The organism is Microbacterium sp. PAMC21962 (genome assembly GCF_019443465.1).
GTDB classification, from domain to species: Bacteria; Actinomycetota; Actinomycetes; order Actinomycetales; family Microbacteriaceae; genus Microbacterium; species Microbacterium hominis.
Genome location: NZ_CP080381.1, coordinates 1,734,092 through 1,752,340, shown reverse-complemented (window position 1 = coordinate 1,752,340; position 18,249 = coordinate 1,734,092). Strand labels below are relative to the sequence as shown.

Annotated in this window: 17 protein-coding genes; 4 read left to right on the top strand and 13 right to left on the bottom strand. The window is 72.4% G+C overall.

Annotation, left to right across the window (positions count from 1 at the left end):
- The first annotated feature begins 47 nt into the window (after positions 1–47).
- The 3 genes from KY498_RS08455 (at position 48) to KY498_RS08445 (ending at position 5,315) form a co-directional block, all read left to right on the top strand.
- Positions 48–3,653: a bifunctional RecB family nuclease/DEAD/DEAH box helicase gene (locus KY498_RS08455; RefSeq protein ID WP_191007935.1), complete on the top strand. Its 3,606-nt coding sequence runs from the start codon at positions 48–50 to the stop codon at positions 3,651–3,653.
- Positions 3,654–3,726: 73 nt separating this feature from the next.
- Positions 3,727–4,026, top strand: coding sequence for a DUF3467 domain-containing protein (locus KY498_RS08450; protein WP_060961047.1), 300 nt, complete (start codon positions 3,727–3,729; stop codon positions 4,024–4,026).
- Positions 4,027–4,313: 287 nt separating this feature from the next.
- Entirely contained in the window at positions 4,314–5,315 is a 1,002-nt protein-coding gene (locus KY498_RS08445) for a magnesium and cobalt transport protein CorA (RefSeq protein WP_060961048.1), read from the top strand.
- Between the two features lie 87 nt (positions 5,316–5,402).
- Here KY498_RS08445 and upp read toward each other — a convergent pair whose 3' ends face one another.
- From upp to KY498_RS08420, 5 genes are read right to left on the bottom strand one after another with little or no spacing between them, the layout of a single operon-like run.
- On the bottom strand, positions 5,403–6,035 hold the full coding sequence (upp, locus tag KY498_RS08440) for a uracil phosphoribosyltransferase (RefSeq protein WP_060961049.1): 633 nt from the start codon (positions 6,033–6,035) through the stop codon (positions 5,403–5,405).
- A gap of 9 nt (positions 6,036–6,044) precedes the next feature.
- Entirely contained in the window at positions 6,045–7,133 is a 1,089-nt protein-coding gene (locus KY498_RS08435) for a hypothetical protein (RefSeq protein ID WP_191007936.1), read from the bottom strand.
- Positions 7,134–7,143: 10 nt separating this feature from the next.
- Positions 7,144–7,461 carry a hypothetical protein gene (locus KY498_RS08430; protein WP_060961051.1) on the bottom strand — a complete coding sequence of 106 codons (318 nt, stop codon included), beginning with the start codon at positions 7,459–7,461 and terminating at the stop codon, positions 7,144–7,146.
- Positions 7,458–8,798: a putative T7SS-secreted protein gene (locus tag KY498_RS08425; protein ID WP_191007937.1), complete on the bottom strand. Its 1,341-nt coding sequence runs from the start codon at positions 8,796–8,798 to the stop codon at positions 7,458–7,460. The genes KY498_RS08430 and KY498_RS08425 overlap by 4 nt, the downstream gene beginning before the upstream one ends.
- Positions 8,795–9,136 (bottom strand): hypothetical protein, encoded by a 342-nt coding sequence (locus tag KY498_RS08420; RefSeq protein ID WP_191007938.1) that lies wholly within the window; start codon positions 9,134–9,136, stop codon positions 8,795–8,797. The genes KY498_RS08425 and KY498_RS08420 overlap by 4 nt, the downstream gene beginning before the upstream one ends.
- Positions 9,137–9,221: 85 nt before the next feature.
- On the opposite strand from KY498_RS08420, the gene tadA reads away from it, so the two are divergent.
- Positions 9,222–9,689 (top strand): tRNA adenosine(34) deaminase TadA, encoded by a 468-nt coding sequence (gene tadA, locus KY498_RS08415; protein WP_223848840.1) that lies wholly within the window; start codon positions 9,222–9,224, stop codon positions 9,687–9,689.
- Positions 9,690–9,719: 30 nt separating this feature from the next.
- Here tadA and KY498_RS08410 read toward each other — a convergent pair whose 3' ends face one another.
- From KY498_RS08410 to KY498_RS08375, 8 genes are all read right to left on the bottom strand, one after another.
- Positions 9,720–10,832: an alpha/beta fold hydrolase gene (locus KY498_RS08410; protein WP_191007940.1), complete on the bottom strand. Its 1,113-nt coding sequence runs from the start codon at positions 10,830–10,832 to the stop codon at positions 9,720–9,722.
- Between the two features lie 42 nt (positions 10,833–10,874).
- Complete coding sequence (locus KY498_RS08405; RefSeq protein ID WP_191007941.1) at positions 10,875–11,618, bottom strand: aspartate/glutamate racemase family protein; 744 nt, start codon at positions 11,616–11,618, stop codon at positions 10,875–10,877.
- The gene (locus tag KY498_RS08400; protein ID WP_191007942.1) at positions 11,615–12,835 is read right to left on the bottom strand and encodes an amidohydrolase family protein; all 1,221 of its coding nucleotides are present in this window, start codon (positions 12,833–12,835) and stop codon (positions 11,615–11,617) included. The genes KY498_RS08405 and KY498_RS08400 overlap by 4 nt, the downstream gene beginning before the upstream one ends.
- Before the next feature lie 83 nt (positions 12,836–12,918).
- Positions 12,919–14,451: an ABC transporter substrate-binding protein gene (locus tag KY498_RS08395; protein WP_191007943.1), complete on the bottom strand. Its 1,533-nt coding sequence runs from the start codon at positions 14,449–14,451 to the stop codon at positions 12,919–12,921.
- Positions 14,448–15,296: an ATP-binding cassette domain-containing protein gene (locus KY498_RS08390; protein ID WP_101305612.1), complete on the bottom strand. Its 849-nt coding sequence runs from the start codon at positions 15,294–15,296 to the stop codon at positions 14,448–14,450. The genes KY498_RS08395 and KY498_RS08390 overlap by 4 nt, the downstream gene beginning before the upstream one ends.
- Positions 15,293–16,306: an ABC transporter ATP-binding protein gene (locus tag KY498_RS08385; RefSeq protein WP_191007944.1), complete on the bottom strand. Its 1,014-nt coding sequence runs from the start codon at positions 16,304–16,306 to the stop codon at positions 15,293–15,295. Before KY498_RS08385 ends, KY498_RS08390 begins: the two co-directional genes overlap by 4 nt.
- Positions 16,303–17,229, bottom strand: coding sequence for an ABC transporter permease (locus KY498_RS08380; protein WP_060961059.1), 927 nt, complete (start codon positions 17,227–17,229; stop codon positions 16,303–16,305). Before KY498_RS08380 ends, KY498_RS08385 begins: the two co-directional genes overlap by 4 nt.
- The gene (locus KY498_RS08375; RefSeq protein WP_060961060.1) at positions 17,226–18,152 is read right to left on the bottom strand and encodes an ABC transporter permease; all 927 of its coding nucleotides are present in this window, start codon (positions 18,150–18,152) and stop codon (positions 17,226–17,228) included. Before KY498_RS08375 ends, KY498_RS08380 begins: the two co-directional genes overlap by 4 nt.
- Between the last annotated feature and the right edge of the window lie 97 nt (positions 18,153–18,249).

Below are 18,249 nucleotides of genomic sequence, written 5' to 3'. Positions count from 1 at the left end.
TGCGCGATGTCGGCGCCTCCGACTAGCGTCGAAGACGGAAGGGCGACATGCGATACATCGAAGACAGCGGCAGCGGGGCGCGCATCGTCTGGAGCGCGACCGATCTGAAGGCCGCTGCGGAGTGCGAGTTCGCCTGGCTCCGGGCGATCGACGCCAAGCTCGGACGGGTGCCCGCGGTGGAGGAACCCACCGATCTCACCCTCGAGCGGGCGGGACGGCTGGGGACGCAGCACGAACGGCGCCAGCTCGAGGCGTACCGCGCGCAGTACCCGGGCCGTGTGGTCGAGCTGCCCGAGACGCGGTCCTCGGATGCCGAGGCCGTCGCCGTCGCGGTCGCCGCGACCACCGCGGCGCTGGCCGATCCGACGGTCGCCGTCGTGTATCAGGCCGTCTTCGCGACGGACGAGTTCGTGGGCTTCGCCGACTTCCTCGTCCGCGACGACCCGACGGCCGGCGCGCCCACGCCGTGGGTCGTGCAGGACACCAAGCTCGCCCGCCGCGCGCGGGTGACGGCGCTCATGCAGCTCGCGGCATACGTCGATCAACTCGACCGTCTCGGCGTCGCGCGCAGCGACCGGGTGGAGCTGCTGCTGGGCGACGGCTCGACCTCGACGCACGCCGTGCGCGACCTCATGCCGGTGTTCCGCCTGCGGCGCGAGCGCCTGCGTGCGCTCATCGCCGACCGCGATCTGGCCGCCGGCGCCGACGGTGACGCGATCGCGTGGGGCGACGACCGCGGCGCCCTGCGCGTCGTGGCGTGCGGCCGGTGCGCGACGTGCGACGCGGAGGTCGTCGCCCACCGCGACCTGCTGCTGGTCGCCGGCATGCGTCCGGTCCAGCGCGATCGGCTGCGCCTGGACGGCATCCGCACGATCGACGCGCTCGCGGCGGCGCGCGAGGCCCCGGCGCGTATGTCGTGGGACGCGTTCGCGGGCCTGCGCACGCAGGCGCGACTCCAGCTCGAGAGCCCGGCCGGCGGCGTCGGCGATGCGGCGCCGACCTCGGAGCTGCCGCCGGTGCCGACCTACGAGGTGGTGCTCCCGACGGCCATCGGCGCGCTCCCGCGCCCCGACCGCGGCGACCTGTTCTTCGACTTCGAGGGCGACCCGCTCTACACCGAGTCCGCCGACGGTGCCCCCGGGACGACCGGGGCGACGGGGACGAACGGGGCGATGTGGGGGATCGACTACCTGTTCGGGTGGGTCGACGACGACGAGCAGTACGCGGCGCTGTGGGCGCACACCTTCGCCGAGGAACGCCGGGCGCTCGAGGACTTCCTCGACGTCGTGGCGCTGCGTCGGCGCGCCCACCCCGGCATGCACATCTACCACTACGCGCCGTACGAGCCGACCCACCTGCTCGCGATGGCCGCCCGCTACGGCGTGCGCGAGGCCGAGGTCGACACGCTGCTGCGCGAGGGCGTCTTCGTCGATCTGTACCCGATCGTGCGCCGGGCGCTGCGGGTGGGGTCACGCTCGTACTCGATCAAGAAGCTGGAGCCGCTCTACATGGGCGCCGAGGTGCGCACGAGCGACGTCCAGCGCGGCGACGACTCGATCGTGAAGTACGTCGAGGCCCGCGCGGCGATCGAGTCGGGGGCGCCGGATGCGGGGGCCGCCATCCTCGACGACCTCGCGGACTACAACCGCTACGACTGCGTCTCCACCCGCAGGCTGCGCAACTGGCTCGTCGACCGGGCCCGCGAGGCGCGCCTCGTGCCCTCGGCGGACGTCGACGCCGCGGAGCGTCCCTACGAGCCCTCCCCGCGGGCGGAGGCACTGAACCGGATGGCGGTGGCGGCGGCATCCGCGGCGGCACCCGACGAGACGGCCGTGCTCGCCCTCCGGCTCGGCGCGGCCGCGATCGACTACTACCCGCGCGAGGCGAAGACGTTCTGGGCGACGCACTTCCTGCGCCTGCGCGAGCCGGTGTCGATCTGGGAGGACACGCGCGACGTCATCGTCTTCGACCACGACCGCTGCCGCATCCTGAGCGACTGGCACATCCCGGAGGGAGGCCGGGTGCAGCGACGCGTGGTGGAACTGCGCGGCGACCTCGCCCCCGGGACGAAGCTCAGCGCCGACGGCTCGGCGTTCGTGCTCTACGAGCTGCCCGCGCCGTTCCCGATCGACACGAGTCCGCGCTGGATCCACGCCGCACGATCGGTGCGGATCGTCGACGTGCTCGATGACGGCGTGGTCGTGGAGGAGAACTCCGTGCAGGGCTTCACCTGGCAGGAGCTGCCCCTCGCGCTGACCCCGCCCGCCCCGCCCCAGGCGGGATCGCAGCAGGCCGCGATCGATCAGTGGGCCGACGGGCTCATCGACTCCGGCGCCGCCCGCACCGCGGACTTCCCGCGGGATGCCGCGACCGACCTCCTGCTGCGCCGTCCGCCGCGCACGCGTCGGGGCGGGCTCACGCGGGCGGTCATCGCCGGCGACCTGCCCCGCGACGACGTCGACGACATCGCGCGGTCGGTGCACGATCTGGACCACAGCTACCTGGCGGTCCAGGGCCCGCCGGGCACGGGCAAGACCTACGTCGGATCGCACGTCGTCGCGCGGCTGGTGCGTGAGCACGGCTATCGCGTCGGGGTCGTGGCGCAGTCCCACGCCGTGGTCGAGAACATGCTCGCGCGCATCGTCGAGGCGGGCGTGCCGGCCGAGCTCGTCGCGAAGGCCATGAAGGGCAAGGGGCCCGCGTCCGGTTCCGAGCCGTTCACCCCCATCGCCAAAGACGGCTACGCCGCCTTCGCCGCCGACCATCCCGGGGGCTTCGTGATCGGGGGCACCGCCTGGGACCTCAGCCACGCCGGACGCGTGCCGCGCGGCAGCCTCGACCTGCTGGTCATCGACGAGGCGGGCCAGTTCTCGCTCGCCTCGACGATCGCCGTCTCGGTCGCCGCCCCGCGCCTGATGCTGCTGGGCGACCCCCAGCAGCTCCCGCAGGTGAGCCAGGGCACGCACCCCGAGCCGGTGGACACATCGGCTCTCGGCTGGGTCATGGACGGCGCCGCCGTCATCGCGGAGGATCGCGGCTTCTTCCTCGCGCAGACCCGCCGCATGCGCCCCGAGGTCGCGGCGCCGGTGTCGGAGCTGTCGTACGACGGGAAGCTGGCCGCGCATCCGTCGACCGCGGCGCGCCGCCTCGCGGGCATCCTGCCCGGCGTCGTGCCGGTCGCGCTCGCGCACACCGGCAACGCGACCCAGTCGCCGGAGGAGGCGGAGGCGGTCGTCGCGCTCGTGCGCGACCTCGTCGGCCGCGAATGGACCGCCGCCGCGGGCGCCGCGCCGAGGCCGCTCGAGCCGGACGACCTCATCGTCGTCACCCCGTACAACGCGCAGCAGGTGCTGGTCGAGGCGGCGCTGGTCGAGGCCGGGTTCGGCACGGTCCCGGTGGGCACGGTCGACAAGTTCCAGGGGCAGGAGGCCGCGGTCGCGATCGTCTCGCTCGCGGCATCCAGCGGGCGGGACGCACCGCGGGGCCTCGAGTTCCTGCTGCTGCAGAACCGTCTGAACGTCGCGGTCTCGCGCGCCGAGCACACGGCCTACGTCGTGTACGGCACGGGGCTGCTCGACGATCTGCCGCGCACGCCCGACGGGGTCGCCCGCCTCAGCGCGTTCGCGCGGCTCGTCGGCGCGGACCGCACGTAGACTCGCCGCAAGACGTCCCTGCCGGCGTGCGGCCCCGGCGCCGCGGCCGGCGCACCGCGAGAAGGAGGACGGCATGAACGATGAGACGCCCCGGCAGTTCGAGATCGACCTGCCCCCCGAGATCGTGGCGGGCACGTACGCCGACTTCGCGAACGTCTGGCACACCCCCGACGTGTTCGTGATGGACTTCGTCTGCCTCGCCCGGCCCCCGCAGGCGGGGGTGGATGCCGAGGGTGCCCCGGTCACGGTCGTGCCCGGCCGCGTCGTCCAACGGGTGCGCATCCCTCCCCAGCAGGTGTTCGAGCTCGCGAAGGCGCTCACCCAGCAGCTGGAGTTCTGGGAGCAGGAGACGGGGCGTCGCTCCGAGGCGTGAGCCGCCTGTGAGGTCACGTCACCCGCGGGGGCTATACTCACCGAGGCCCGTCACCGCGTATCCGAGCGCGGCAGGCCCCGATCCGAGGCGGTGAGACACCATGGCAGACGATAGTAGGCGCGCCGCGGTGGGCGCCGCCGGCATCACCTCGCTCTGAGAGCCGGCCCCTCCGCGGCGCTTCCGTGCGCGCCGTCAGCCGCGCGCACCCCGCGCCCACCCGACACGGGTGCGCGATGATCCGCGCCTGCGCCACCCCCGCGCCGCGCGCCATCCGGAGGAGGACCGACATGACCCTGATCGACAACGCCGTGTACAAGGACGGTGTCCGCGTCGCGACGCCGGCCTCGTTGGACGAGGCCTACGCGCTGCAGGAGGCGCACGCGGGCTTCGCCTGGATCGGTCTCTACCGGCCGTCCGAGCAGGAGCTCGCCTCGGTGGCCGCCGAGTTCGAGCTGCACCCCCTCGCCATCGAGGACGCCGCCCTGGGCCACCAGCGCTCGAAGGTGGAGCGCTACGGCGACACGCTCTTCGTGGTGCTGCGCCCGGCCCGCTACGACGACGAGCGCGAAGAGCTCGACATCGGCGAGCTGCACCTCTTCGTCGGCCCCGACTTCCTCATCACCATCCGCCACGCCGAGTCGCCCGACCTCGGTGCCGTCCGGCGGCGGCTCGAGGAGCAGCCCGAGCTGCTGGCACTCGGGTCGGAGGCCGTCCTGTACGCGGTACTGGATCGCGTGGTCGACGAGTACGAGCCTCTGGTTGCCGGCATCGAGAACGACATCGACGAGATCGAGGACGACCTGTTCGGCGACGCCGACGACGACGCGCTCTCCCGCCGCATCTACGAGCTGTCGGGCGAGCTGAACCGGTTCGCGCGCGCGACGCATCCGCTGGTGCCGATCATCGAGTGGCTGCAGCGGGGCCATGAGGCGTACCACGTCGACATCGAGCTGCAGCGCCGGCTGCGCGACGTCCGCGACCACGCGCTGCGGGTCACGGAGCGCATCGACGGGTTCCGCGCCGTGCTGGACAAGGCGCTCACCGTGCACTCGGCGCTCGTCGCCCGGCGGCAGACCGAGGTCAACCTCGCGCAGAACGAGCAGGTCAAGAAGATCTCCTCGTGGGCGGCCATCATCTTCGCGCCGACGCTGATCGGCACCGTCTACGGCATGAACTTCGACGTCATGCCGGAGCTGCACTGGGAGTACGGCTATCCGGTCGCCCTCACGGTGATGATCACGTTCCCGGCCGTGCTGTACGTCATCTTCAAGCGCCGCCGCTGGCTGTGACCGCCACCCGCGCTTCGTCCGTCCCGCGGCGCCGCTTCGCGGCGGCGATGGCGACCGGAGCGGACGGATGAAGGCGTCGGCGGCGGGTCAGACGGTGCCGTAGAGTCGGTCGCCGGCGTCGCCGAGACCGGGCACGATGTAGCCCTTCTCGTTCAGCCGCTCGTCGAGCGCGCCGAGCACCAGCGTGACGTCGCGGTCGCCGACGAGCTCCTCGATCTTCGCGACGCCCTCCGGGGCGCCGAGGATGCAGATCGCGGTGACGTCCTGCGCCCCGCGGGCGAACAGGAAGTCGATCGCGGCCCCCAAGGAGCCGCCCGTCGCGAGCATCGGGTCGAGCACGAAGCACTGGCGGTCGCTGAGGTCGCCGGGAAGGCGCTCGGCGTACGTGTACGGCTGGAGGGTCTCCTCGTTGCGCGCCATGCCGAGGAAGCCGATCTCGGCGGTGGGCAGCAGCTTCACCATGCCGTCGAGCATGCCGAGGCCGGCGCGCAGGATCGGCACCACGAGGGGACGCGGCTCGGAGATGCGCACCCCGGTCGTCGTCGTGACGGGCGTCTGGATCTCGACCTCCTCGACACGCACGCCGCGGGTCGCCTCGTAGGCGAGCAGCGTCAGCAGCTCCTCGGTGAGCTGGCGGAACACCGGCGACGGTGTGCGCTCGTCGCGCAGCACCGTGAGCTTGTGGGTGATGAGGGGGTGATCGGCAACGTGCACGCGCATGATGTCAGCCTACGCGTCCGCCTCGTCGTCCGACGGCGCGAGCTGCCACGCCGCGGCCAGCACGACGGCGTCACTGAGCGTGCGCACGGCGTCGAGCTGGTCGACGTGCGGCGTCGAGAAGCTCACCAGGCAGAGGCCGCGTCCGTCGGGGAACTGCAGCCAGTAGTCGATCACTCCCACAGGGCGTCCGCTCAGCTCACTGGGTCCGAGGCGCCGCGTCGTGTGACGCAGCAGGGGGCCGCCAGCGGTGGATGCCGTGACGAGCTCGTCCTGCGTTCCGGTCGCGGCCGCGAGGCGGGTTCGCAGGCTCAGCATGTGGTCGTCGGCACCGGCCGGCCCGAGCTCCTGCCAGTACACCGTGACCGCCACGGCCGCCGCGGCGTCCGTCGTTCGACGGGTGAGGTAGGCCATCGACCGCCCGCCGGCGCCGGCCGCCGTGCGCGCCGACTGACGCAGCCACGCGATCAGCTGCCCGCGCAGCACCGGCGCAGGAGGAAGCCCGGTCAGCTGGGCGTCGACGATCGCCTTCGCATCGGCGTCGATCGTGAGGGATGAGGTGAGATCGAGCTGGGCCCAGTCATCGCCGAGGAAGAGGTCGAGTCCCACGACGCGCTCGCCGGCGCGCAGCCCGCGCTCGGGTTGCTGCGTGATCCATGCGACGTCGTCGTCGCCGGGTTGCGGTTCGAGGGCGGCGCGCACGTCCGCCGCCGAGGCGTGAACCGGGTGCGGACCGGCGGGATCGAACACCACACGACGCAGCAGCGGCGCGTACGCGTCGAGCAGCGGCACCAGCCCGGGACCGCGTTGCAGTGCGAACTCCGCCGCTTCGCGCTCACCCGCCGCCCAGGCCGCGAGGGTCTGCGACGACGAGAAGAGGTGCAACTCCCAGCGGCGCTCGCCGTCGGGGTCGTCGGCGGCCACCGTGAGGGTCTGTGTCTGCCCGTCCGGGGTACGCATGAGGGGGATCACGACGACGTCGTGGCGCAGCGCCCGCCCGATCTCGATCGGATCGTTCGTCGCCAGGGCGGCGGCGAGGCGCTCCGAGCCCACGTCGACGGCGGGCGCGGTGGGGATCGGCGCGAGCGGATCGTCGGTCACGGTTGTCAGCCTAAAGCTCTCCGGCGCCTTCGAACTCGACCTCCGCGCGCTCGCGGAACCGCCGGTCGAGCGGACTGCGGACGTTCTCCGCGGACGCGGTCGGGTCGACGTCGTAGAGCAGGCCCATGCCCCATCGCCGTCCGCGCACGTCGCGGGCCAGGCGCGTGTCGATGTAGCCGTACTGCGGCCCGGCACCCGTGTCGTAGACGATGAAGGCCCCCGCCGCATGCAGTGCGTCGTCCGACGCGGCCACGCGGACGCCGTCGAAGGGCGCCACCGTATTGATGAGGCGCAGAGCCACCGGGAACGAGAGCTCCGAGACCCTCATCGCGCCACCGACCAGACGATGTCCGTCACGTTCGTCAGTCCCTTCGACGCGAGGTCGCCCCCGACGATGATGTACTCCGGGGCGCCGCCGGGCATCCCGTCCAGCGGCAGGGCGTGGCGCTGCAGCACGACGGCGCCCACATCGTCGACGGTGGCGTGGACGAGTCGCTCCGCGGAGTTGACGTCGGGAAGGCCCAGGGTGCTGCGGTAGTCGCCGAAGGTGGACGGGGCCCGCGTCGACCAGGAGGCGCCGGTCTGTGCAGCGCCGTCGCCGTAGAGGCGGAAGACGTCGTCCCCCTTCGCCAGGTCGGCCACCGGCGTCGCCCAGAGACGCTCCGACTCGGCGAGCTGCTGCGGGCGCAGTCGGATGGCCTGCTGCACCGTCAGGGCACCGAACGTCTCGGTGCCCCCGCGGGCTGCGACCTCGGCGGCGGCCTGGGCGTTGATACGGCCCGCCATCGCAACGTTCCCGACGACGCGGGCGGCGCCGCCCAGGCCGATGACGGCGAGCGCGGCGCCGACGATGCTCACGGCGGCCTCTCCCCACGTGCGGTCGCCCGTCGAGGCCAGCACGATGTTGCCGACCGCGTTGATGATCGCGGCGATGCCGGCCACGAGCAGCAATGCGGCCGCGAGTGCCTGGCCGATCACCGGGATCCACGACACCACGAGGGCGAGAATGCCGGCGATCGCGGAGATCGTACCGGCGACATCGGTGATGACGGACAGGACGTCCTTGCCCCAGTCGTCCCACCAGGAGTCGTTGAGACCGTCCTCGCTGGTGGTGTTCTGGATCTCGTCGCGAGCAGTTTCCGCGGCCCGGTCGCGGCGGGCGGCGGCGTCGAGGATCTGCTGACGAGCGACGCCTGCGGCGGCGCTGGCCTGGCGCGAATCGATGCCTGCATCGTCGGCGAGGCGCTCGTAGCGGAGGGCCTCCGCGGGATCGTCGGACGACTCCGAGAGGTGAAGGTAGCGTCGCCGCTCCCGCTGGGCGTCGACGGCGCCGTTCTGCGCCGCGTGCGCGCGCTGCAGAGCGGCGAGCGAGTCGTCCTGCGCCGATGCGAGCGCCGCCGCGTAGCCGACGAGGGCGTTGCCGGTGGCCCGATACCGTTGCTCGGCCCGAGCGATGTCGTCGGCAACCGTGCGCGCCGTCTCGCCCAGGGCGTCGACGGCCTCCGACACGGTGCCGCCGAGATCCAGGGTGCGCAGCCCGCGCACCGTGTCGCCGATGGTGTCGGCGATCTGGAGGTAGTTCCCTCCGCCCTGGCGCACCCCGTCGGGGTCGCCAGGCACGGGATCCGTCCCGAAGCCGGCCGCCGACCAGTCCGCCGGCCTCACGATGCTGCCTCCGGGCGTCGGCCACCGCCGGCCGGTGTCGAGGCGCCGACCGTCGAGGTGCCGTCCATCGCGGCGGCGAGTTCCTGATCGGCCTGTTCGAAGGTGTCGGCGATCGCGGTCGTCGCCTCGCCGAGTCCCGAGATCGACGACGTCATCTCCTCGCGGGTGTCGTCCCACGCGTGCGCGAAGGAGCGGACCGCCTCCGCGAGTGCGTCGTGGCCGACCGCCTCCGCGATGCGGTCGCTGCGCACGTTCGCGTTCTGGAACTCCGCGGCGATCCGCGACAGTCCCGCGCCCACCGCGCGCACCTGCTCGGTGTTCAGCTCCAGATCCGCCATCGTGTCCTCCGGAACACGAGTCTAGGTCTGCCGGTGACGGGCTTGGATGGGGAGAACTCCCCATCCGTCGCCCTACGCTGAAGGGGTGAGCCTGCCGATCCGCGTCGACGACGAGAGCGCGCTGCGTCGCGCGCTCGCGCTCGCCGCCGAGGCCGGTGCCGCGGGCGAGATCCCGGTGGGTGCCGTCGTGCGGGATGCCGCAGGCACCGTGATCGGCGTCGGACGCAACCGGCGCGAGGCCACGGCCGATCCCACCGCCCACGCCGAGATCGTGGCGCTGCGCGAGGCCGCGGCATCCCTCGGCTCCTGGAACCTGGAGGGGTGCACGCTCGCGGTCACCCTCGAGCCCTGCCTGATGTGCGCGGGGGCCATCCTGCAGGCGCACATCGGACGCGTCGTGTTCGGCGCGTGGGACGAGAAGGCCGGCGCGGCCGGGTCGGTGTACGACGTGCTGCGCGACCGGCGCCTGCCCGTGCGCGCCGAGGTGGTCGGCGGCATCCTGGAGGACGAAGCGCGGGCGCTGCTGCGGGACTTCTTCGACGCGCGCCGCTGACCCGCCCGATCGCGGGGAGCGGGTGCGCGGTCAGTCGGACGAGCTGAGGATGATCGCCTCGGTCGGCGGCGCCGGGTCGGCCGGACGGCCGATGTAGCCGACGTTCTCCAGCAGCGCCCGGCGGAAGACGGCCGGCTGCTCCAGGTGCGGCGCGTGTCCGACGCCCTCGAGCACGAGCTCGGTGACGGCACCGCCGGCCGCACGGTAGGCCTCCAGCACGTCGCGGGTCTGCGACACCATCTCCTGGGCCGGCGCGACGTCGGCACCCGGCCAGCCGGGGATCACCCCGAGCGCGCCGAGGTGGTTGAGGTCGAAGAACGACGCGTCCGAGACGATGGCGTCCGCGTCGCCGCGCACCCAGAGGATCGGGGGTTTGCGCGCGATGTCGACGATGCCCGAGGTGTCGAAGTACCGCGGCGCCATCGTGTTGAGCACGCCGATGCTGCCGGCGGCGAAACCGGGCCAGTTCTCGCTCGCGACGCTGTCGCCGGGGTAGTTGCCCGTCGCCGTCGAGGTGGTGTTCATCGACTCGACCCAGAGGTCCTCGTGCGCGCTCGTGTAGCCGGGCGCGACGTAGCCCGAGCGGAAGACGCTCCGCGGCGACGTCGGCGCCTCGTCGGTCGTGTCGCGGTCGGTGAGCCGCTGCACGAAGTCGGGGTTCGCCGCGCCGCCGCCGCAGCCGGCGTCGTCGTCGGTGAGCCGCGATCCGTCGCGGCGGGTGCCGCCGAAGCCGTAGGGCGAGACGGGCGCCTGCAGGGTGAGCGAGAGCACCGGGTGATCGATCGCGTACTGCATGACGACACCGCCGCCCATCGACCAGCCCACGAGGTGGGCGGTGTCCAGCCCCAGCACCTGGAGCGTCGCGAACACGTCGTCGCTGAAGTCGCGGACGCCGCGCGTCGCGTCGACCGGCGTGCTCTCGGACTCGCCGAAGCCGCGGAGGTCGATGGCGATCACGCGCAGGTCGCTGGGCAGGTCCTGCATGAGCTCCTGCCAGAACAGGCTCGACGAGACGTTTCCGTGGACGAGGACGACCGTCTGGTCCGCCGCGGCCGCGGCGTCGTCGCCGACCCGTTCCAGGATGCCGACGCGCAGCCGATCGGTGTCGATGATCCGGGAGGTGATGCCGTCGAGGAGCGTCATGACCGCATCCTACTCCGCCGCTCCCTGTGCATGAACAGGGTTTCAGGTGAACGCGTGGAGCGCGCCGAGCCGTGGCCCGCGCCACGCCTTCCCTGCCCGGGGCGGTGCATACGGCCCCGCCGTGCTGGTGCGTTTGCCGAGGGCGATCAGACCCTCCGCGAACCGCACGGCGGCGGCGACGCCGTCGACCACGGGAACCCCCAGTCGGCGCTCCAGCTCGGCGTCCAGCCCTGCGAACCCGGCGCAGCCGAGCACGAGCACGTCCGCGCCGTCGGCGAGCACCGCGCGTCCGGTCGCCTCGAGGGCGTCCGCGGTGCGGGCGACGTCGTCGGCGATGGCCGAGACGTGCACCTCCGCGGCACGGACCGATCGGCACCGGCCGCTCATGCCCATCGTGGCGAGACTGTCGTGGATGCCGGCGACCGCCGCGTCGACCGTGGTGACGATGCCGAAGCGGTGGCCGAGCAGGCAGGCGGCGAACACGGCCGCCTCCGTGATGTCGACGACCGGCTGGCGGACGAGCTGGCGCATCCCCTCCCGGCCGTGCTCGCCGAAGCCTGCCATCACGACGGCGTCGAACGGGGCGGTGTGGCTCGCGACGGCGTCCATGACGGCCGCGGCCGTGACGAGGCTCTCGACGTACCCCTCCGCCGAGGCGGGACCCCAGGCCGGGGTGACGCCCACGACGCTCGTCCCCGCCGAGGCGGCGGCCTGGCCGATCGCCGCGATGGCGGCCGTCATCGCGGCATCCGTGTTGCAGTTGACCGCCAGGATCGTCGCCGTCATCGCAGGTCGTCGTCCTCGGCCACGACGCGGCCGCGGTGGATGACGAGGCGCTGCGGGAGACGGTCCATGACGGCGGCGGTCGCGGTGTCGCCGCGGACGACGACCAGCTCCGCCGGGTCGCCGACGGCGACGCCCGGGCGCGCGCCGGGGGAGAGGCGCGGCAGGTCGGCGTCGATCACCGACGCGCCGCCCCAGGTCGCGATCGCGAGGCAGTCCTCGATCAGGTCGTCGCGGGAGAACCCCTGCGTGAAGGCGAGCATCCACGTGCGCTCGAGCATGTCGCCGTCGCCCCACGGCGACCAGTAGTCGCGCTGGCCGTCCATCCCGAGCCCGACGCGGACCCCGAGCTGCAGCAGCCGCTCGATCGGGAGGTCGAGGGGGACCGACAGCGAGCCCTTCGGGGCGATCGTGGTGAGGGCGACGTCGAGCTCCGCGATCTGTTCGAGCGCGCGGTCGACGCCGGGGGAGCGGTCGGCGAGCGAGAAGGCGTGCGACACGCTGACCCGTCCGGCCATGCCGAGTGCGCGGGTGCGCTCGAGCACGAGGTCGAGGGAGAACAGGCCCAGCGAGCCGCCCTCGTGCAGGTGGATGTCGACGCCGACGCCGTGACGGTCGGCGAGGTCGAAGACGGTGTCGAGGTGGCGCACCGGGTCGCGGTCGATCTCGCACGGGTCGATGCCGCCGATGAGGTCGGCTCCCGAGCGCAGCGCGACATCGAGCAGGTCGGGCACCCCGTCCTCGAGGTGGATGCCCACCTGCGGGAAGGCGACGATCTCGACGGACGCGCGGTCGCGGTGCGCCTCGCGCGCCGCGACGACGCCCTCGAACTTCTCCAGGCCGGAGTCGGCGTCGACCTGGGCGTGGCTGCGCACCCGGGTCGCCCCCTGCGCGATCATCCGCCCGAGCGTGTAGGTCGCCCGCTCGGCGACCGACCGCTCTGCCGACCGCCAGTTCTCCCGGTCGTTCATGATGTGCGACCAGCGCGTGTCGCCCGCGGTGTTCGGGCGGAACGGCAGCCCCATCCGCGTCGAGTCGAGATGCACGTGCACGTCGCTGAACGACGGGATCAGGATGCCGCCGTCTCCGTCGACCGCGACGGCATCCGGCGCCGGCAGCGTGCCGGGTGCGCCGATCGCGCGGATGGCGTCGGCGTCGAGCAGGACGTCGGACGCGTCGGCGGCCCAGGGGCGGACGTTGCGGAGCAGGGTGAGGGGCACGGAGGGGCCTTTCGGGGTCGGGGAGGAGCGGGGCGGGGCCGGCGGGGCGAGGGGGCGGCGGCGGACCGCCCCCTCGCCGCCGCTCAGCCGGTGAACGCGACGTCGGCGAGGTCGTACTCGCCGTCGACGCGCGGCGTCCAGGTGACCTTCGGCGAGACCGCGTAGTCGGCCTCGGGGGTGAACAGCGGCACGATGTACGCACCCTGGAAGTTCGCCTCGGCGAGGTCGCGGAAGGCGGCGATGCGCTCGTCGCCCGCGACGGTGCGCTGCGTGGCGACGAGCGCCGCCGTCTCCGGGCTCTTCGCGTAGTCGTTCTGTCCTCCCGCGAACAGATTGGTGGCGGGCATGTCGCCGTCCATGGTGGAAGGCGCCCAGGTGTTGAGGTACAGGCCCTTCATGTCGACCGTGCTGTAGATGCGGTTCGACAGTGTTGCCTGGTCCATGCCGGAGAGGCTGACCGTGAAGCCCACCGCCTCCAGGTAGCCCGCGATCGCCTGCGCGATCTCGGCGCTCATCGGGATGCGGCCGCTGGTCGCGTACTCCAGGGGGATCGCCTCGCCGGCGTAGCCGGCCTCGGCGAGCAGCGCCTTGGCGGCGGCGGGGTCGTACGCCGGTCCCGTCGCGTCCGACACGTAGCCGGTCACGTTGGCGGCGACGATCTGGTCGTTGGCGACGGCGCGGCCGCTGAGGACCGTCTTGACGAGCGCGTCACGGTCGATCGCGTGCCACACGGCCTGACGGATGCGCTCGTCCGCCAGCGGGCCGGACGTGGAGTTGACGCCGAGGAACGTGGTGCCGTTGGCCGCGCGGGAGCGCACGTCGATGCCGCTGCCCTCGGCCGACGAGACCTGGTTCGGCGAGATCAGGGCGATGTCCAGGCTGCCGGAGATGACCCCGTTCAGTCGGGCCTCCTCGTCGGACACCGTCTGGAAGGTGAGGGTGTCGATCTGGGGAGCGCCGCCCCAGTAGGCGTCGTTGCGCTTGAGGACGTAGTCCACGCCGCGCTTCCAGCTCACGAAGGAGAACGGGCCGCTGCCGACGGGGGCGGCGGCGAAGCCTTCGGAGCCGAGCGCCGTGTAGACCTTCTCCGGGACGATCGACTGTGCGGTCGTGATGGACGGCCACGGCGAGAACGACGAGTTGAGGTCGAAGACCACCGTGTGGTCGTCGGGGGCGGAGACCGATTCGAGCATGCCCATGTAGCCGAGGTTGTCGGAGTCGGGCGTGTTCAGCACGGTCTCGTAGGTGAAGACCACGTCGGATGCCTTCAGCGGTTCGCCGTCCTGGAAGGTCACGTCGTCGCGAAGGGTGAACGTCCACTGGGTGAAGTCGGCGTTGGGGGTCCACGCGGTGGCCAGCGACGGCTGGATCGTGCCGTCGGCGTCGAGCACCGTGAGCTGGTCGAAGAGGTTGTAGTAGATGTTGTAGCCGGCCAGCGAGCCGTCGACGATCGGGTCGGGCGACTTCTCGGGCTCCGCGACGACGCCGATCGTCAGGTTGCGGGTCTCGGCCGTCGACGCCGAGCCGCCCGCGCAGGCGGACAGCACCAGCGCGGCGCCGGTGAGCGCGGCGGCCGCGGCGAGCGCGCGGCGGACACGGGATGAGCGGTGGGTCATGACGTTCCTCTGTTCGTTCGGGTGAGGGCAGGGGATGGTGCGGGTGGGGCATCCGCCCGCAGGCGCGGGTCGGGGATCGGGATGGCCGCGAGCAGCGTGCGCGTGTACTCGTGGCGGGGATCGTCGAAGATCTGGTCGCGCTCGCCGATCTCGACGATGCGTCCCTGTCGCATCACCGCGACGCGGTCGGAGAGGTGGCGGACGACGGAGAGGTCGTGCGCGATGAACAGATAGGACAGCGCGTGGGTGCGCTGCAGGTCCTGCAGGAGGTTGATGACCTGCGCCTGCACCGACACGTCGAGGGCGGAGACGGGCTCGTCGAGCACGAGCACCTCCGGCTCCAGCGCGAGGGCGCGCGCGATGCCGATGCGCTGACGCTGGCCGCCGGAGAACTGCGCGGGCGTGCGCCGCAGCGACTCGGCGCCGATCCCGACGCTCTCCAGCAGCTCGACGACGCGGTCCTTCGAGTAGCGCCCCACGATCGTGAGCGGCTCGGCGACGATGTCGTGCACGCTCAGTCGCGGATCCAGCGACGAGTACGGGTCCTGGAACACCAGCTGCACGCGGTTGCGCAGCCGCCGGCGCTGCAGCGGGGGCAGATCGTCGATGCGATGCCCCAGGATGCGGATGTCGCCGGATGCCGGGGTGTTGAGCCCGAACACGGTGCGCACGAGCGTCGACTTCCCGCAGCCGGACTCGCCGACCAACCCCAGGGTCTCCCCGCGGTGCAGTGTCAGCGAGACGCCGTCGACGGCGTCGACGACGTGGCGGCGGCGCCATCCGGTGCGCCGCGTGAATCGCACGTGCAGGTCGTCGATCTGCAGGACGGGTTCGGCGTCGCTCATCCGGCGACCTCCTCGGCGAGGGCGGAGACGGCGTCCGCGTGGTGGCAGGCGGAGGCGTGATCGGGCGCGACCAGGCGCAGGGCGGGCCGTTCGGCGGTGCACAGCGCCGACTTCGCGGGCAGCTCGCAGCGCGGCGCGAAGGGGCATCCGTGCGGGCGTGCCGCCGGCTGCGGGGGAGAGCCCGGGATCGCGTAGGCGCGCCCGGCCGCGCTCTCGGAGGTCAACAGGCTCGCGAGCAGGCCGGCCGTGTAGGGATGGCGGGGCGCGGCGAACAGGTCCCACACCGTCCCGCTCTCCACGATGCGGCCCGCGTACATGATCACGATCCGGTCGGCGGTCTGCGCCACCAGCCCCAGATCGTGCGTGATCAGGGCCATCGCCGCACCGGTGCGCTGTCGCGCCTCGGCCAGCAGCTGCATGATCTGCGCCTGGATGGTGACATCGAGCGCCGTCGTGGGCTCGTCGGCCACCAGGAGATCGGGGTCGTGGGCGATCGCGGCGGCGATGACGGCGCGCTGGCGCATGCCCCCGGACCACTGGTGGGGATAGGCGCGGGCGCGCGCCGCGGCATCCGGCACGCCGACCGCGCTCAGCAGTGCGGCGGCGCGCCGATCGGCCTCGGCGCGGCTCACGCCATTGCCGTGCCGTCGCACGGCGCGGGCGATCTGGGCGCCCACGCGCTTGACCGGGTTGAGCGCGGTCATCGGATCCTGGAACACCATCGCGAGGCGGCGTCCGCGCAGCTCGCGCAGACGGCGCTCGCCGGCGGCCAGCAGGTCCTCGCCGCGGTAGTCGACCCGTCCGGAGAGCACCTCGACGCCGGCGGGGAGGAGCCCCAGCACCGCCGCCATCGTCAGGCTCTTGCCCGAGCCCGACTCGCCGACCACGCACAGCACCTCGCCTTCGGCGATCTGGAAGGAGACGCCGTCGACGAGACGCACCTCGCGTCCGTCGGCGTCGCGCGTGCCGACGACCAGGTTTTCGACGCTCAGCAGCACATCCCGGGTCATGCGCGGGCCTTCTTCCGTCGGCGGAGGGTGGACAGGTCGCGCTCGGCGGTGAAGCGCTGGCTCACGAGGTTCGTGCCGATCACCACGAGGAAGATCGCGATGCCGGGGATCAGGGCGAGGTACGGCGCCTCGCGCACGTACTTCTGCCCCTCGCTGATGAGCAGTCCCCAGGAGGGCGTCGGGGCCTGCACGCCTAGCCCGAGGTAGTCGAACGACGACGTGAGCAGCAGCACGCCGCCGATGTCGGCCGAGGCGAGGATGAGCACCTGCACGCCGACGTGCGGCGCGATGTGGGTCGACACGATCCACTGGGCGGTGGCGCCCTGGATGCGCGGCGCGACCACGAAGTCGCGGCTCTTCAGCGACATCGCGGTGCTGCGTGCCACGCGGGCGTAGCCGACCCAGTAGGTCGCCGCGAGTGTGATGACCATCAGCCAGACGCTGGGGCCCAGTGCCGCGGACAGGGCGATGAGCACGAGGATGATCGGCATCGCCAGCTGTACGTCCGCCCAGCCCATCAGCAGGTTGTCGAGTCGTCCGCCCGCATACCCCGCGATCATGCCGACGACCATGCCGATGAAGGCGTTGATGGCGACGACGAACAGCACGATGCCCAGCGACACCTGCCCGCCGAGCGCCAGCCGGCTCGCGAGGTCGCGGCCCAGCATGTCGGTGCCCAGCAGGTGCGCGCCGTCGGTGAAGGGACGGATGAAGGAGGCGGACAGATCCTGTGCGTAGGGGTCGCTGCCGGGCAGCAGGGGCACGATCAGGATGAAGGCGGCGACGACGGCGAGGATGCCGATGCCCACCCATTCGGCCGCCCGCAGGCGGGGCCACGTGAACCGTGCGGCGGTGTCGGCAGGCGGAGCGGGCGTGACCGTCTCGGCGGGCGACGCGGGCGGCGAAGCGATGGGCGCGGTCATGCGAGGTGCCTCACTCTCGGGTCGACCAGAGCGCTCAGGACGTCCACGAGCGCGTTGGAGAGGATGAACAGGGCGGCCACGACGATGAGGCCGGACTGCACGACCGGGAAGTCGCGGGCGTACACGGCGCTCAGCATGAGCTGGCCCAGCCCGGGCCAGGCGAAGACGTTCTCCACGATGACCAGACCGCCCAGGAACGAGCCGAGGCTGATGCCCGCGATGGTCATCACCGGCAGCACCGCGTTGGGGAGCATCTCCGACACCACCACGTGGAACCGGCTCTCGCCCCGGGCGTAGGCCGTGCGGGCGTAGTCGAGTCGGGACTGCTCGCCCAGCGCGTTGTCGAGCAGCCGCAGGTACACCACGAACTGCGCCGTGGCGATGGTGGCGGCCGGCATGATGATCGCGAGCGGATCGCGGTTGCCGAGCGAGGGCAGCATCCCGAGCGCGACGGAGAACACGAGCACGAGCAGCAGCCCGAAGAAGAAGTCCGGGATGGCTTGTCGGGCCGCACCGACGGTCAGCAGGGTGGTGCGCAGGGCCCGGCTGCGGGTCAGGTGGACGGCGACGGCCGCGACGGCGGCCAGGATCACACCGGCCACCAGGCCCACCGCGCCGAGCTGGAGCGACGCCGGCACCCGTTCCAGGACCAGCTGCATCGACGGCACGCCGCTCTGACGGTACGAGTCGCCGAAGTCGCCGCGGGTCACGATGCCGACGAGGTAGTCGAGGTACTGCTTCCACAGCGGCTGGTCGAAGCCGAGGCTCGCGTTGAGCGCGTCGATCTGCTCGCGCGAGGCGTTCTCGCTGAGCAGGAGCGCCGCCGGGCTGCCGCTCAGCCGACCCAGGGCGAACGCGATCGTCACGACGACGAAGATCGTCGACAGGGCCTGAATCAGTCGTCCTACGACCAGTCGTGCCATCGGCTTCTCCTCTCCGTCATCAATCTGGGATACAGAATCCGCCACTTCTGTTACGGCGATGTGTCCCGCGGTTTCGGTGCAGTGAACTCTTTCGCGC

What these genes read in the sequence shown, in the direction of transcription:
- upp (WP_060961049.1), bottom strand. Translation starts at nt 6,035, where the DNA reads ATGCGCGTGCACGTTGCCGATCACCCCCTCATCACCCACAAGCTCACG.
- KY498_RS08455 (WP_191007935.1), top strand. Translation starts at nt 48, where the DNA reads ATGCGATACATCGAAGACAGCGGCAGCGGGGCGCGCATCGTCTGGAGC.
- KY498_RS08430 (WP_060961051.1), bottom strand. Translation starts at nt 7,461, where the DNA reads ATGAGGGTCTCGGAGCTCTCGTTCCCGGTGGCTCTGCGCCTCATCAAT.
- KY498_RS08420 (WP_191007938.1), bottom strand. Translation starts at nt 9,136, where the DNA reads ATGGCGGATCTGGAGCTGAACACCGAGCAGGTGCGCGCGGTGGGCGCG.
- KY498_RS08390 (WP_101305612.1), bottom strand. Translation starts at nt 15,296, where the DNA reads ATGAGCGACGCCGAACCCGTCCTGCAGATCGACGACCTGCACGTGCGA.
- KY498_RS08385 (WP_191007944.1), bottom strand. Translation starts at nt 16,306, where the DNA reads ATGACCCGGGATGTGCTGCTGAGCGTCGAAAACCTGGTCGTCGGCACG.
- KY498_RS08445 (WP_060961048.1), top strand. Translation starts at nt 4,314, where the DNA reads ATGACCCTGATCGACAACGCCGTGTACAAGGACGGTGTCCGCGTCGCG.
- KY498_RS08395 (WP_191007943.1), bottom strand. Translation starts at nt 14,451, where the DNA reads ATGACCCACCGCTCATCCCGTGTCCGCCGCGCGCTCGCCGCGGCCGCC.
- KY498_RS08380 (WP_060961059.1), bottom strand. Translation starts at nt 17,229, where the DNA reads ATGACCGCGCCCATCGCTTCGCCGCCCGCGTCGCCCGCCGAGACGGTC.
- KY498_RS08410 (WP_191007940.1), bottom strand. Translation starts at nt 10,832, where the DNA reads ATGACGCTCCTCGACGGCATCACCTCCCGGATCATCGACACCGATCGG.
- KY498_RS08405 (WP_191007941.1), bottom strand. Translation starts at nt 11,618, where the DNA reads ATGACGGCGACGATCCTGGCGGTCAACTGCAACACGGATGCCGCGATG.
- KY498_RS08450 (WP_060961047.1), top strand. Translation starts at nt 3,727, where the DNA reads ATGAACGATGAGACGCCCCGGCAGTTCGAGATCGACCTGCCCCCCGAG.
- KY498_RS08375 (WP_060961060.1), bottom strand. Translation starts at nt 18,152, where the DNA reads ATGGCACGACTGGTCGTAGGACGACTGATTCAGGCCCTGTCGACGATC.